The organism is Tenacibaculum litopenaei (genome assembly GCF_964514025.1).
In the GTDB taxonomy this organism is placed as follows: Bacteria; Bacteroidota; Bacteroidia; order Flavobacteriales; family Flavobacteriaceae; genus Polaribacter; species Polaribacter litopenaei.
Genome location: NZ_CAZEQT010000006.1, coordinates 355,896 through 370,432, shown reverse-complemented (window position 1 = coordinate 370,432; position 14,537 = coordinate 355,896). Strand labels below are relative to the sequence as shown.

Here is a 14,537-nt window from a genome sequence, read left to right as displayed (position 1 = left end):
GTGGGGATTAATTTTGTAGTCATATTATTAAGACTAAATAAAAATAAATGATATTAGACGAAATCCCCGCACTCGTTGATCCATCATTGGAAGATCAGTTATTGCATGATGAATCGTACCAAAAATTAGAAGCGTACACTGCGGAAATACACAAAGTACTACAAGCGTTCTTTTCAAAAGACAGCTTTTACAAAGGAGATGATATTGAGGAGATTCGTTCTCACAAACTACAAGCATCTCTCGAGAATTCAGAGCCAGCTTCCTTTACGGAAGTATTAGGGTTTTTAAATGACTTATACATTAAAAATACCATAGGCTTTCACCATCCGAGATACGTGGCCCATTTAAACTGTCCTGTAGCAATTCCTGCCATTGCAGCAGAGAGTATTGCGACTGCGATCAACACGGCCGTGGAAACTTGGGACCAGAGCACATCAGCTACTTTTATTGAGCAAGAGGTAATTCAGTGGATTTGCAAGGAATTCCGCTTGCCATCACGTGCCGATGGTGTGTTCACTAGTGGTGGAACTCAGTCGAATTTTATGGCTTTACTCATGGCTAGAGATAATTATGCCTATCAGCATTTCGGACTCAACCTAAAACAAAACGGTTGGTCTGATGAGGTGAGTCGTTTCCGTATTTTTTGTTCTGATAAAGCACATTTCAGCGTAAAAAAGAACGCAGCTTTATTAGGAATGGGCTACGACTCAGTAGTGCCAGTAAAGACGGACAAAGAAATGCGCATGGATGCCAAAGAGCTCGTTTTGGCCATCGAAAAAGAGAAACAACAAGGCAATATTCCAATAGCGGTGGTTGCTACCCTAGGTACCACAGACTTTGGTAGTTTCGATCCATTAGAAACCATCGCTATTATTGCTAAAGAACACGATATGTGGGTACATATGGACGGTGCTTATGGAGGGTGTTACGTATTGACAGAAACGCACAAAAAGTATTTTGAAGCTTGTACTTACGTAGATTCTATCACTATTGATTTCCATAAATCATTTTTCCAGCCAGTGAGTTGTAGTGCCTTTTTGGTGAGTAATAAACAGCACTTTCAATACGTATCCTACTACGCAGATTACCTGAACGCTTTTGAAGATAAAGATACTGAACGTCCGAATTTGATAGAAAAATCCATTCAAACGACACGACGTTTTGACGCCTTAAAAGTATGGGTAACCCTAAAAACCTTAGGAGCAAAAACCATTGCAGGCTACTTGGAAAAAGTGCACTTTATGGCCAATGAGGTGTACCAATACCTCCAACAGAAAAAAGAAGTATTTGAAACTATCCACGAACCTGCGTTGAGCACGGTAGTATTCCGTTATAAACCTCAAGGAATCGACGGCGCTAACGAATTAGACAACCTCAATATGCACATCAAGAATACTTTGTATAGAGGAGGTTTGGCTTCTGTTGCCAGTACTAAGTTTAACGGAGAAATTTATTTAAAATTCACCTTGCTGAATCCGAAAAACACCTTGGAGAACTTAGTGGAAATTCTGGACTTAATAGAAGCGGCTGGAACTGCATATACAAAAAACAATTTCGCGAATACGCTTACGGATGCAACACTGTAATTCAGTGCGTGCGTATTAGCAACAAATAATCAGAACACGTAATATAATATTAGAAATGAAAAATCAAATAGCGGATTTTATAGCCATTGGAGTAGGACCTTTTAATTTAGGATTGGCCTGTTTAACGGCACCTATAGAGGAATTAAATGGAGTATTTTTGGATAAAGCGGATTCGTTTGACTGGCATCCGGGGATGATGTTACAGCATACCACTTTACAAATCCCATTTATGGCAGACTTGGTAACGTTGGCGGATCCGACCAATCCATTTAGCTTTTTAAACTACAGCAAAGAACAAGGTTTATTGTATTCATTTTACATCCGTGAGAACTTCTTGTTGTTAAGAAACGAGTATAATAAGTATTGTCAATGGGCTATTAACAAACTTTCCAATGTACATTTCCAAACCGAAGTAGTAAATGTTGAATTTGATGAGCAATCAGGAACTTACACCGTATTTACAGTACATACAAAATCAGGAGAAACAAAGGAGTATCAGACTAAAAAATTAGTATTAGGTACAGGAACCCAGCCTTATGTGCCTGCAGCAGCAAAGAACTTAAAAGGAAGAGCTATTCACTCGTCTGCCTACTTAAATCACAAGGAAGAACTTCAAAAGAACAAATCGATTACCGTATTGGGTAGTGGACAAAGTGCGGCCGAAATCTTCCACGATTTATTGTTAGATATCGACAGCAAAGGCTACGAACTCAACTGGATTACACGCTCTCCTAGGTTTTTCCCATTAGAGTATTCTAAACTGACCTTAGAAATGACCTCTCCTGAGTACGTTGACTACTTTTACGAGTTGCCAGCAGAAAAAAGAGATGATTTAATAGCCAATCAGAAGCACCTGTACAAAGGGATTAACCAAGATTTGATTAATGAAATTCACGATGTATTGTACATGAAGCGTTCCTTTGCTGAGGAACCATTAAAGGTGTCGTTACGTACCAATTCGGAATTGATCGAATCGGTGGTAGAAGGCGATGAAATTCAGTTAAAATTACATCAGTTAGAAGAAGATAAGTATTACCAAAAGGCAACAGAAGGATTGGTGTTGTCTACGGGGTATCACTACAAGATGCCTGCCTTTATCGAAGGAATTAAAAACCGCATTGTTTGGGATGAAAAAGGAAGGTACGACGTAGGTAGAAACTATACCATTGATGCTGACCACGCAGACATTTTTGTTCAAAATGTGGAATTGTACACTCATGGTTTTGTGAGTCCTGACTTAGGAATGGCTTGCTATAGAAATTCCTACATCATCAAAGAATTAACAGGGAAAGAGTATTACAAGGTAGAAAAACGCATCGCTTTTCAACAATTTCAAGTAAACTCAGAAGAAGAAATTACCCAGCCTGCAAAAGCCCTGATATAATGAAGTTAAAATCATTTCTAATTCTTATGACCTTTATCGCGGTTGTAAGTGATTATTTGTTGCATCCATTCTATCCGCAGTTCTTTGAGCTGCGGTTTGGGGTAACAAATCCGAAACTCGTTGGCTATTATTTTGCTGCCATTTGCTTTATGGTGATGATAGCCTTTCCTTTTTGGGCCTACGTGTCAAAAAAGGTTGCTGAGTTAAAGATACTGATTTATACTCAGGCCATTGCAGGTATTTTGGCATTGTACTGCTTTCAAACTAGCTCTTATATTTCATTCTGGATTGTCTCTTTAGTAATGGTATTGTTTAAAGGGAGCTATTTACTAGTATACCCCTATATTCTTAAGATTATTAAGAAAGAAGAACACGCAACCACCATTGGTATTCTATCGGTTGTCGTTCATTTAGGCGGTATACTAGGGGCAGTTTTAGGCGGATTGACCGTTGATTTTATCAAGCCGAGTAGCATCTTTTTAATCATGGCGCTAGGCGATTTTATTCAGATGGGAATGAGTGCCTATTTGTTGAAAAGTAAAAAGTACGAAACAGCATTGATTACTTCAGATGAAACTGCGGAAAAAAGACCCTTGTCTTCCAATAGTTTTATTCTGAAAATTGGGCTATTGACCTTTATTTTATATTTCAGCGATTTTTTAATTCGCCCGTTTTTTTCAAGGTATTGGGAGAGTATTTCGGTCTTCGATTCTAAGTTCATTTCCGGAACTATTTATGCCATTCCAGGCTTCGTAGCTTTGATCGCCTTATACATCAATACAAAAATAAAATCAGAAGGGTACCAGGGTATCATCAATGCCTTACTTATAGGGCTCATCGGACTGAGCCTGCAAGGAATTCCTAATGAAGTAGCCGTAGTTGCCGGTCGAATTATTTACGGATGGGCGATTTTCCAAGGAGTTGTCAAGTTTGATATTTTACTCTTTGAAATGAGCACGCCAGAATCTTATTCGGTAGATTACAGTAAAGTGCACTTCTTCCAAAATTTAGGAGTACTGATAGCCTCATTGAACGTTGGAATCATTGTAGATCAATGGGGGCTTATAGTTCCATTTTACATAGCCCTAATCGGATTCGTATTGACTATAGTACTCTACGCAATCCTCTTTAAGTGGAATCCTTTTACTAAGAAACTAGCGAAATCCAATTAATATGAGTACAGAACAGCAAGTTTTTAAAACGAGGTATCAAGATTTTGGAGAAATCGTCATTCGTCCCTTTAGTATAGCGTCGGACAGTAAAGTCTTACACGATTGGGTGAATCGCGATTATGCAGTGTTTTGGGGCATGCAGCAAAGCAGCTTAGACGACGTGGTTAAGGAATACACAAAACTGATGGAACCCGAAGATTACGATGTGTTTGTAGGCGAGTATAAGGGAACTATTGCATTTGTTTTAGAACGCTATGTTCCGACCACCGACCTCATCGCAGATTATTACGATGCACTGCCTACCGATGGAGGAGTGCATATTATCGTAGCACCACCAGCGTCCCCTAAAATTCCCCATTTTACTTGGTATATGTTTAGGAGTATTATGGATTTTGTTTTTTCCAATACTGCTATTCAGCGCATACTGGTAGAACCAGATATACGCAATAAAAAGATGTTTGCCCTGTGTCAACGCATAGGTTTTGGCTTGGATAAGGTAGTAGAATTACCACATAAAACAGCCCAATTAGCGTTTTTAACACGCAGTGAATATCAGAAACACATTCAACTATTTACACCCTCAAAACGAAGTGCCATGAATACTTTAGATAATGTGGTATCACCACAACAATCCATACAACATTTAACGCCTGAAGCGTGGAAGCAAGCAAATTTATTATTGGTGAAAAAAGCCATCACAGAATTTGCACATGAACGAATCATCACACCCGCTATTACAGAAGAATTAGAGGGCGGATGGAAATCGTATCAACTGACTGCTGATCAGCATGACATAGTATATGCTTTTAAGGCAAAACACCTGTCGTTAAATCAATTAATGATAGCGGAGAGCAGCTTAAAAAAGACTGTAAATGGTGAAGATAAGACCGTAGATGCCGTAGAGTTTATAAAAGAATTTAGAGGGATTTTAGGAATTGATACCGCTAAAATGCCCGTGTATTTAGAAGAGATTATCAGTACACTTTACGGAAGTGCATTTAAAATGCTCAAAGGAAATCCGATAGCGAAAGATTTAGCAGAGGCAGATTTTCAAACCGTAGAGCAGTCGATGACGGAAGGACATCCTGGTTTTGTAGCCAATAACGGACGCATCGGTTTTGACAGTAGTGATTACAGATCATATGCCCCGGAAGCAGGAAACTCATTTTCGTTAATGTGGCTCGCCGGTCATAAGTCGAAGGCCGTTTATGCAGCCATAGAGAGTTTGCCTTATGAAACCTTGATTCGTCAGGAGCTCGACGATGCGACAATTGCGCAATTCAATCAAGTACTTAAAGACAAAGGTCATCAACCAGAAGACTATTTGTTTTTACCTATTCATCCTTGGCAATGGTTTAATAAATTGGCCATGGTATTCGCACCGGAAATCGCACAAGGTGATTTGGTGTGCTTAGGCTATGGACCAGATCAATATTTGGCACAACAGTCGATAAGAACTTTATTCAATATCACCAATCCAAGTAAATTTTATACAAAATCAGCTTTGTCAATTCTCAACATGGGATTCATGAGAGGCTTGCCGTTGTATTATCTCGGAACTGCGCCTAAAATGGCAGTATGGCTGGAAAATTTACTTTATAACGACGCCTATATTCAGGAAAATGGATTTAGAATGCTCAGTGAAATAGGTTCAGTGAGTTATGTAAATCCGTATTTCAAAGAGTTTGGACCTCACAACGATTACAACAAAATGTTGGCATCACTGTGGAGGGAGAGTCCTTATGCCGCAGTAAAAGAAGGGCAAAAGCCAATTACCATGGCGGCTTTATTGCACATTGATCACGAAGGCAATGCCTTATTACCGGCCTATATTAAAAGTTCAGGATTGAGTACTGAGAATTGGTTGCGTGCCTATTTAAAGGCTTATTTAAGCCCATTGGTACATTGTTTTTACAAATACGATCTCGTATTCATGCCGCATGGAGAAAACATCATCTTAGTTCTTGAAGAGAATGTTCCAGTGTATGCACTTCTCAAAGATATTACTGAAGAAGCGGTGATTTTAAATCCTGATGTAGCATTGCCGAAAGAGCTAGAGCGCATGTATGCTCCGGTTCCTGAAGATGTGAAATTACTTTCAATATTTACTGATATGTTTGATGGTTTCTTCCGATACATGACCCCGATTTTGGAAGGTCAAATGGAATTTGGAGAAGCTGAATTCTGGAAATTGGTAGCCGAAAATATTCAGGAATACCAACAGCGTTATCCGGAATTAGCTGATAAGTTTGAGCGCTACGATCTGTTTGCAGAGACGTTTAAACTGTCGTGTCTTAACAGGTTACAACTCAATAACCACAAGCAAATGATCGATTTAGACGACCCTGTTGCATTACTACAATTCGCAGGAGAGCTTAAAAATCCACTAGCAGTATTCAAACAAGAACCAAATTTACAAGAGGCTTAATGGAAACATCTATTGAACATTTATTATATAAAAAAGACATTCCTGGTGTTGGTGAACTAAAGTTGCGTCCAATTGATTTGAAAAGGGATGTGGCAACGGTTCACGGTTGGGTAACACAGCCGTATGCTAAATATTGGGGAATGTTAGAGTCGACAAGAGAAGAGTTTTTGGCTTCGTACGAAGAAATTGAGAACAACCCTCATCATCACACCTATATTGGTACACTCAATGACGAACCCGTATTTTTGATGGAACGCTACAAAGCTTCAGAAGATATCATTGCTGCCCATTACGCGGCTCAGCTCAATGACTACGGGATGCACATTTTAGTAGCACCTGCCCAGAAGAGGATTCCTCAGTTTACCTGGCACATTTTTACGACCATCATGGATTACTTTTTTAGTTTGCCTTACGTAGAACGCGTGGTAGTTGAACCCGATGTAAACAACGAAAAAATTCACGTGTTAAATAAAAAAGCGGGGTTTGTATATCAAGGAGAAATCCAATTACCGAACAAAGTAGCGGCTTTGGCAATTTGTACCCGTGAAAACTACCGTTTAGCCTCAGAAAACCGATCGACCTTATGAAAGCATTAATAGCACATTTAAATCCAACTGTATGGAAGCGTGCCAATCGATTGTTGATTAAAAAAGCCTGTAGCGAATTTGCACACGAATGTATTTTAAAACCTACAGTGGTAGAAACCCTAGACGAGGGCTGGAATCGATACGAGTTGACTACAGCAGACGGAAAATACACCTACCAATTCAAAGCGATACTCTTTGGTTTAGAGCATTGGCATATCGATGAATTGAGTTTGATAAAATTAGCGGAAGGGAAGGAAGTTGCCATGAAGGCCTTGGAGTTCATTGTAGAATTCCAGGAGACCTTAGGAATTCCTGACAGATTTCTAGCGACTTATTTAGAAGAAATTACCAGTACTTTAATGAGTACAGCGTTTAAGTTAACCAATGAGACCTTAGATGCCAAAGCTTTGAGTACCGCTACTTTCCAGGAGGTAGAACATGCGATGGCGGAAGGACATCCTTGTTTTGTTGCCAATAATGGGCGTATCGGGTTCACCCTAGACGATTATCACAAATACGCACCAGAGGCAGATACTCCTTTTCAAATTTATTGGGTAGCAGGGCATAAGTCAGCCGCCACTTATACCGCCATGGAAGGCTACGATTACGCCGAGTTGATGCGCAGCGAATTGGGCTCAGAAAAAGTGACGGAATTTGAAAAAGTACTGATCGATCTTGAGCTAGATGTACAAGACTATCTGTTTATGCCAGTGCATCCATGGCAATGGAACAATAAATTAGTGCATGTTTTTGCTGAGGATATTGCTGGGCGACACTTGGTGTTTTTAGGGAAGAGTAACGACGAATTTTCTGCGCAGCAGTCTATCCGTACGCTGTACAATAAAACACATCCCGAAAAGCTCTATACCAAAACGGCGCTATCGATATTAAACATGGGCTTTGTTCGTGGACTTTCACCTTATTATATGCAAAGTACCCCGCATATTACCACTTGGATAGACGGATTGCTCGGAAACGATTCGTACCTACAAAACAACGGGTTTACCATGTTGGGAGAGGTGGCAACCATCGGATTTCAAAACAGGTATTACGAAGCCTTAGGAAAAACAAATCCACATAATAAAATGCTGTCGGCTTTGTGGAGGGAAAGTCCTTATATGAAAATTGGTACCGGACAAACGCCCGTTACCATGGCTTCTTTATTGCACTTAGACGCTGCCGGAAATTCGCTTTTAGTGGAGTATATAAAACAATCTGGGATAGGAGCTAAAGCTTGGATACAACAATACCTAAAAGCGTATTTGAGTCCGTTAATCCACTGTTTTTATCACTATGAATTGGTGTTTATGCCGCATGGAGAGAACTTATTATTGGTCTTAGAGAACGCTATTCCTCAGTATGTATTAATGAAGGATATCACAGAGGAAGTAATTGTATTTAACGAAGAAATGCACCTGCCAGAGCATGCCGACCGTTTGTTTACCAAGACTTCTGACCGTATGAAATTACTCTCGATATTCACGGATGTATTTGACTGTATTTTCCGATTTATTCCTCCGATTTTAGCGACGCGCATTGATTTTGAAGAGCGTGACTTTTGGAAGTTGGTGGCGGAATGTATACACGATTACCAAGCGAGTTATCCAGAACTACAAGCGAAATTTGATCGTTACAACATGTTTGTTCCGACCTTTGATCGCTGTTGTTTAAACAAACTACAATTAGCGAATACCAAGCAAATGCTGAACCTGGCAGACCCAATTGAAAGTTTGAAACTCGACGGTGTATTGCAGAACCCTATAGCTGGTTTTTCGAATAAGGAATCGTTGAAAACTCAGCTAGAAACAACTACCGTATGATAGCAGCACAATTAGAAACAATCATAAAGCAAAGGCGTACTCATTACGCCTTTGACTTTACAGAACAACCAGTAGCGGAGACCTTGGTCCATCAAGTGGTGAGCAGTGGTCTTTGGGCGCCGACCCACAAAATGACTCAGCCTTGGAAATTTGTGTTACTCGAAGGAGCACATGCTGCGGAATTAGGGAGCTATATGGCGGAATACTACCGAAAGATTTACAGCGAGGAAGAATATCCAACTGAGCGGTATGAAGAAACGAAAACCTATCCTTTAAAAGGAACGCTGATCGCCATTATTATGGAACCAGGTAAGCGTGCGCAATTGCCGGAATGGGAAGAGGTAGCCGCGGTATCGTGCGCGGTACAAAATATGTGGTTAACCACCACGGCCTTGGGCTTAGGAGGCTACTGGGATACAGGGGCAGCGACCTTAGCGTATTTGAAGGAAGCTCTGTCACTAAGCGAAAATGAAAAATGTCTTGGACTCTTTTATTTAGGACATCTAAAAAAGAAACTACCTACTGTGAATAGAAAAAGAAAACCATTAAGTAAAAAGTTAAGTAGACATAAACGATAACAAAAAATGGAAGCGATACAAAAAACAACTAAAACAAAATCTAAACGCATTAAAACAATCGATTTCGTAAGAGGAATCAGTGTATTGTTAATGATACCTGTGCACGTCATGATCGTGTACTCAACAGTAGCCACCTGGGAGGCTACACCACTAGGAAAAGTCATTCAAATACTCGAAAAGGGAACACCGATGTTCTTGGTAGTAATGGGAATGTCTTTTGTTTTCTCAGGTAAAATGACCATGTCGACAATTTTTCTTCGCGGTCTTCGAGTATTGATAACGGGTTACTCACTTAATTTGATGAGGTTTGTAGTTCCCATGGCGTTTTTTGGAGGATTTCCGGATAGTTTTGTTCAGGCCAACGGTCTGACTCCAGGAGCCTCTGAAAACTACGTTTTTTACGGATTACTCGGTGATATTCTACAATTGGCAGGAATTTCACTCATCATCATGGGGCTTATTATAAAATTTATAAAAAACAAATACGCAGCTTTAGTATTTACTTTTCTAATAGTACTGCTAGCGAAGGAAATCGCTGGATTCCGTCCGGGAATTCCAGTGGTAGATTACCTTTGTGATTTGTTATGGGGTAAAAACTACAACGTGTATTTCCCAGTATTCCCGTGGATGTCCTTTATTTTAATCGGATTGTTCTTTGGTATGTGGTACCGTGAAAAAGGGAATGATGTACGTTTTATGATCGGAAAAATGTTACCTTTTGGAATTGCATTTATCGCCTTGGGTCTGGGACTTTGTATCTACGATAAACCTTACCATTTTGGTGATTATTACCATTTAGGGCCTGGAGGATCCATCATTTTAATGGGAATTAATTTACTCCTCATTTGGGCTGGGCACAAGATAGTAAAATTCGTACCTCAAAAATTGTACGATATCATTGCCTATGCTAGTAGAAATGTAACTAATTTCTATTTCATTCAGTGGGTCATCATCTATTGGGGTGTTTTGATTTTCGGATATTCGTTAGTTGATAACCAAGTACAGTTACTCGTAACTATGGTAGCCTATACCGTGCTTAGTTTTGGAGTTTTATGGGTGCGTAATGCACTTGTTGCCCAATGGAAACAAAAGCGAGCGGAAAGGAAATCGTTAAAAAGAGCAACAGCATAAGCATGAGGAAATTGAGACTATTACTACTTTGTGTAACGGTATGGACACAAGTAACAGTTAGTTGGTCACAGTCGAAATTAGCCGGAAGCTATGGAGTGAGTCCAGATTATCAGGCTTTTCTTGAAGCAATCCACGCGTATCAAGGGCCTCCGATTCACGAATTGCCCTTAGCTATTGGTCGCAAGGCGATGGAAGATATGCAGTTTGAGGAAAATACGGCCTACGAACACGAACTCCATTATGAGCATACTACTGCGGTTTATCAAAAAGACTCCGCAAAGATAGTTGTGATTAAACCCAAAAAGCTACGCCGAAAAAAACTTCCAGTGCTGGTGTATTTTCACGGTGGAGGATGGGTGTTTAACAGTTTTAAAACCCACAAGCGATTGCTGAGTACTATTGCAAGGAAAGCAAAAGTTGCGGTGGTATTCGTTGATTATTCAAGAGCACCTGAAGCAAGTTACCCAAAAGCGAATGAGGAAGGTGTTACTGTCCTTCGATGGATTTATCAAAAAGGACGTTCCTACGGGTTGGATAAGAAACGCGTATTCGTAGGGGGCGATAGCGCTGGAGGAAACATGGCAACGGCGGTGGCTATTACCGTGAAAAAAGATCCTGAACTGACATTACAAGGACAGTTACTTTTATATCCCGTAACCAGTGATAATTTGCAGACACAATCATATCAATTGTATTCCAAAGGACATTATTTATCTCGTGCTACCATGCAGTGGTTTTGGGAGCAATACGCTCCAGACAAAGCGACGAGAAGTTTACCGACGGTGTGTCCTTTAAAGGCAGATTTGACGACCCTTAAAGGCTTGCCAAGAGCTCTGGTTATTACCGCTGAATTTGACGTGCTACGCGATGAAGGCGAGGCGTATGCCAAACATTTGCGAAAGGCGGGCGTTCCTGTAGTAGCCACGCGATACAGTGGTGTCATTCATGATTTTATTGTCTTGAACCCTTTAAAAGAGACTCCAGAAGCACGAGCCGCTGTAGCGCAAATTTGTAGCTTCCTGGAGCAATCCCCCGAAAAAAAATAAACAACAACTATAATAAAATGCTAAAACCGTATAAAAATTTTGATGTGAACTATTTTCCAGAGAACGAATTGGTGCTCTGGAAAATAAAGTCAGAAGGAATTCCGAATTTCTCCATTGATAAATTGCGAGAATTCAAACGTTTTTCGGAAGACTTAAAAGTGATGTTCGCAGATGAAAATTACCCATTAAAATACATTGTTTCCGGTTCGGACTGTGATGGAATTTATAATCTAGGAGGAGATTTACCCTACTTTTATGGCAGTATCTTAAACAGAGATAGGGCCAAGTTAGAAGAGTATGCTCATTTGTGTATCGATGCGATTTACAATATGTACTGTTCATTTGACCTGCCGGCAATTACCATCGCAACTGTTGAAGGAAAGGCCTATGGTGGAGGTTTTGAGTGTGTTATGGCTCACGATGTTATCATCGCAGATGCACAAGCACAGTTTTGCCTGCCTGAAAATAAGTTTAATCTGTTTCCCGGTATGGGGGCCTACAGTTTTCTATGCCGTAAATTAAACATCAATGCAGCGATGGAAATTCTGTACAGCGGAAGTGTGTATGGGGCTGAAGAACTCGGTAAAAAAGGCTTAATTGATCGGGTGATTGCTTCGGAAAACACCTTGTCTTCAGTAGTACAATACATCGAAGAAAGCCGCAGTAACTTCAACTTTCAATCGGCACATTACAAAAGTATTAAACGCGTATTTCCTTTGCAGAAGAGTGAACTGTTAGATATTACCAATATCTGGGTGGATAGCTGCATGCAAATGGAACAGGCCGATTTGCGTAGAATGGAACTCATTATCAACGCCCAGCAACGTCGCATGGGGATAAAAGGCTATACGCTGCAATAAGAGCCTTACGTTACTAGTTTTAAATGACTTCAGCTGAAGCTGAACTCTTTAAATCTGTTGCGTTTTTATACGCCATCAAATCCACCCTTCATTACTGGATTTGATGGGGTGTAAAAACAAACTCGAACTTTTTTTAGCGGCCCCCCTCAATCTTCACAAGATAGTGAGCTGCATTCCTTTCTTTATGCAGCCTTACCGTACTTTCAATAGCAGCATTTCATAAAAGTAACTCTAGATAGTGAGGCTTGTTTACACGGTATTCGACAAGAGCTTATTGAAATAACCAGAGAACAGTTAGGGACAACTATATAAAAGAGAACTTAACTGATTCAGCTTCTGGAGCCCTAGAAGTCATAGGTTGACTCGTAGTATTCAAAGTAAAAGCAGCACACTGTCGAATTGCTGATACAATTACAGACGATTGTATTGCCTTGTTTGAAGCGTAGACTTTTAAACAAGACAAAGAGGCAGTTACATAGACTCGAATGCTATTTGTTGCTAGAAATAGCAATGCATTCATGTAAAAAAGAATAGCAGGGACTAATTTTCTTGATATCTACCTTGGTAGTACTTTTTTATCAGTGTTCCTAAATGCACAGCCGCAGTACAAATGAATGCGTTATAAAGACTTGAATTGATCTTACTGTCAAATAGAAACAGGTAGCCAATTCCAAATAGGAATACGAAGGTTATCGCGAGTGTATAATATTTTTTCATGTCATGATGAGTTAAGCAATTTTCAAGGCGAAAGATAAGAGATTTCCTGTTTCCATGCTTAGTTCTGCTAACTGTATGCCATAGCGGAAAAGTACTATAGTGCGAGGCGTCTATAGAAATCATTGTTAAGGGGAAGTATTGGAACACGAGGCAACCCTTGGGGGAAGCTGCCAGCTTATACCTTGCAATAGGTACTTCTAAACTGTTTTGGAGTCAAATGTTCAAAACGCTTAAAGGCGGCCGAAAAATGGGTTGGATTTTTATAGCCAACCAAATCAGATACCTCATATATGGGTTTGGTGGTATGCAATAGTAATTCTTTGGCCTTTTCCATACGCAAGTTTTGGGAGTATTCCGAAATGGTAACTTCAAATACGCGTTTAAATTCCTTTTTCAACACGGTATCATTCAATAAGACCCGCTTTGACAGTTCTTTTACGGATAACTGTTCTCCCAAACTTTTGGCGATGAGGTTTTTTACGGTATACATCTTTTTTACTAACGATTGCGGAGCCTGTTTGTTCGGATTTTGCTGTAATTGTAAGCTGACCAATTCCAATACTCGCGATTCCAAAAACAGGCGTTTTAAGAGTCCTTCGTATTCATTGGTAAATAAATCTGTCAGTATTTCCTGTGTTCTCGGGCAGAAAGAAGTACTGAAGTTAATGCAATTATCATTGGCAGCTGTGTACTTTTTCAATTTCGGAAACAGCGTGATAAGTTGATGCTTCTTAATAAACTCGTAATAGAAACGCACGGTTAATTCTCGATAGGGCAGGTCCTTGTAATACTGTATGGTTCCTTTTAAGTTATTTGAGAAGTACAAAATTCCTTCTTGTTCCGATTGTACCATCTCTTTTTTGGTACACTGTACAATTTTTTCGCCCTGAACCAAAAAGGATATCTCCAGTGCATTGATATTACTGCTCTTGGCCACTCGGGTGTTTTCATTAAAACTTCCTTGAAAATATTCTAAGTGCAGACCATCAAAAGAATGACTGACTAAATAGCCAGTGCCTAAAGCCGATTTTAAGGCGTGCTTTTTTGATACTAAGCCACAGTTTAAAGAAGAGCTTGCTTCGTCAAACAGCGATTGAAGGGTAGGGTTGTTGTTTTGCATTGTTTGGTATAACGACTCTACAAAATTAAATTTAATAAGTCTAAATAAGAAAGAAAAACGCGACTTTATTTTCACAACTATTCCCACGGGATAGGAATAGGTTTTTTT

General features: G+C 39.8%; 12 protein-coding genes. 10 read left to right on the top strand and 2 right to left on the bottom strand.

What is annotated here, in order from left to right:
• Positions 1–47: 47 nt before the first annotated feature.
• Genes ACKTS5_RS10235 through ACKTS5_RS10190 form a run of 10 tightly spaced genes read left to right on the top strand, consistent with a single transcriptional unit; the run spans position 48 to position 12,592 of the window.
• On the top strand, positions 48–1,586 hold the full coding sequence (locus ACKTS5_RS10235) for a pyridoxal phosphate-dependent decarboxylase family protein (RefSeq protein ID WP_408043770.1): 1,539 nt from the start codon (positions 48–50) through the stop codon (positions 1,584–1,586).
• Between the two features lie 55 nt (positions 1,587–1,641).
• Positions 1,642–2,970 carry a lysine N(6)-hydroxylase/L-ornithine N(5)-oxygenase family protein gene (locus ACKTS5_RS10230; RefSeq protein ID WP_408043769.1) on the top strand — a complete coding sequence of 443 codons (1,329 nt, stop codon included), beginning with the start codon at positions 1,642–1,644 and terminating at the stop codon, positions 2,968–2,970.
• Entirely contained in the window at positions 2,970–4,142 is a 1,173-nt protein-coding gene (locus ACKTS5_RS10225) for an MFS transporter (protein WP_408043768.1), read from the top strand. The genes ACKTS5_RS10230 and ACKTS5_RS10225 overlap by 1 nt, the downstream gene beginning before the upstream one ends.
• 1 nt (position 4,143) lies before the next feature.
• Entirely contained in the window at positions 4,144–6,570 is a 2,427-nt protein-coding gene (locus ACKTS5_RS10220; protein ID WP_408043767.1) for a GNAT family N-acetyltransferase, read from the top strand.
• The gene (locus ACKTS5_RS10215; RefSeq protein WP_408043766.1) at positions 6,570–7,157 is read left to right on the top strand and encodes a GNAT family N-acetyltransferase; all 588 of its coding nucleotides are present in this window, start codon (positions 6,570–6,572) and stop codon (positions 7,155–7,157) included. The genes ACKTS5_RS10220 and ACKTS5_RS10215 overlap by 1 nt, the downstream gene beginning before the upstream one ends.
• Positions 7,154–8,977, top strand: coding sequence for an IucA/IucC family protein (locus ACKTS5_RS10210; RefSeq protein WP_408043765.1), 1,824 nt, complete (start codon positions 7,154–7,156; stop codon positions 8,975–8,977). The genes ACKTS5_RS10215 and ACKTS5_RS10210 overlap by 4 nt, the downstream gene beginning before the upstream one ends.
• Positions 8,974–9,555 carry a nitroreductase family protein gene (locus ACKTS5_RS10205; protein ID WP_408043764.1) on the top strand — a complete coding sequence of 194 codons (582 nt, stop codon included), beginning with the start codon at positions 8,974–8,976 and terminating at the stop codon, positions 9,553–9,555. Before ACKTS5_RS10210 ends, ACKTS5_RS10205 begins: the two co-directional genes overlap by 4 nt.
• Positions 9,556–9,561: 6 nt before the next feature.
• Positions 9,562–10,686, top strand: a complete 1,125-nt coding sequence (locus ACKTS5_RS10200; protein WP_408043763.1) for a heparan-alpha-glucosaminide N-acetyltransferase domain-containing protein — start codon at positions 9,562–9,564, stop codon at positions 10,684–10,686.
• Between the two features lie 2 nt (positions 10,687–10,688).
• Positions 10,689–11,732 (top strand): alpha/beta hydrolase, encoded by a 1,044-nt coding sequence (locus ACKTS5_RS10195; protein ID WP_408043762.1) that lies wholly within the window; start codon positions 10,689–10,691, stop codon positions 11,730–11,732.
• Between the two features lie 17 nt (positions 11,733–11,749).
• A complete protein-coding gene (locus tag ACKTS5_RS10190; RefSeq protein WP_408043761.1) occupies positions 11,750–12,592 on the top strand; it encodes a crotonase/enoyl-CoA hydratase family protein in 843 nt (280 codons plus the stop codon).
• A 540-nt stretch (positions 12,593–13,132) separates the two neighbouring features.
• Here the strand turns inward: ACKTS5_RS10190 and ACKTS5_RS10185 are convergent.
• The gene (locus ACKTS5_RS10185; protein ID WP_408043760.1) at positions 13,133–13,309 is read right to left on the bottom strand and encodes a hypothetical protein; all 177 of its coding nucleotides are present in this window, start codon (positions 13,307–13,309) and stop codon (positions 13,133–13,135) included.
• 175 nt (positions 13,310–13,484) lie between these two features.
• Positions 13,485–14,429: a helix-turn-helix domain-containing protein gene (locus ACKTS5_RS10180; RefSeq protein WP_408043759.1), complete on the bottom strand. Its 945-nt coding sequence runs from the start codon at positions 14,427–14,429 to the stop codon at positions 13,485–13,487.
• Between the last annotated feature and the right edge of the window lie 108 nt (positions 14,430–14,537).

What these genes read in the sequence shown, in the direction of transcription:
- ACKTS5_RS10235 (WP_408043770.1), top strand. Translation starts at nt 48, where the DNA reads ATGATATTAGACGAAATCCCCGCACTCGTTGATCCATCATTGGAAGAT.
- ACKTS5_RS10230 (WP_408043769.1), top strand. Translation starts at nt 1,642, where the DNA reads ATGAAAAATCAAATAGCGGATTTTATAGCCATTGGAGTAGGACCTTTT.
- ACKTS5_RS10225 (WP_408043768.1), top strand. Translation starts at nt 2,970, where the DNA reads ATGAAGTTAAAATCATTTCTAATTCTTATGACCTTTATCGCGGTTGTA.
- ACKTS5_RS10220 (WP_408043767.1), top strand. Translation starts at nt 4,144, where the DNA reads ATGAGTACAGAACAGCAAGTTTTTAAAACGAGGTATCAAGATTTTGGA.
- ACKTS5_RS10215 (WP_408043766.1), top strand. Translation starts at nt 6,570, where the DNA reads ATGGAAACATCTATTGAACATTTATTATATAAAAAAGACATTCCTGGT.
- ACKTS5_RS10210 (WP_408043765.1), top strand. Translation starts at nt 7,154, where the DNA reads ATGAAAGCATTAATAGCACATTTAAATCCAACTGTATGGAAGCGTGCC.
- ACKTS5_RS10205 (WP_408043764.1), top strand. Translation starts at nt 8,974, where the DNA reads ATGATAGCAGCACAATTAGAAACAATCATAAAGCAAAGGCGTACTCAT.
- ACKTS5_RS10200 (WP_408043763.1), top strand. Translation starts at nt 9,562, where the DNA reads ATGGAAGCGATACAAAAAACAACTAAAACAAAATCTAAACGCATTAAA.
- ACKTS5_RS10195 (WP_408043762.1), top strand. Translation starts at nt 10,689, where the DNA reads ATGAGGAAATTGAGACTATTACTACTTTGTGTAACGGTATGGACACAA.
- ACKTS5_RS10190 (WP_408043761.1), top strand. Translation starts at nt 11,750, where the DNA reads ATGCTAAAACCGTATAAAAATTTTGATGTGAACTATTTTCCAGAGAAC.
- ACKTS5_RS10185 (WP_408043760.1), bottom strand. Translation starts at nt 13,309, where the DNA reads ATGAAAAAATATTATACACTCGCGATAACCTTCGTATTCCTATTTGGA.
- ACKTS5_RS10180 (WP_408043759.1), bottom strand. Translation starts at nt 14,429, where the DNA reads ATGCAAAACAACAACCCTACCCTTCAATCGCTGTTTGACGAAGCAAGC.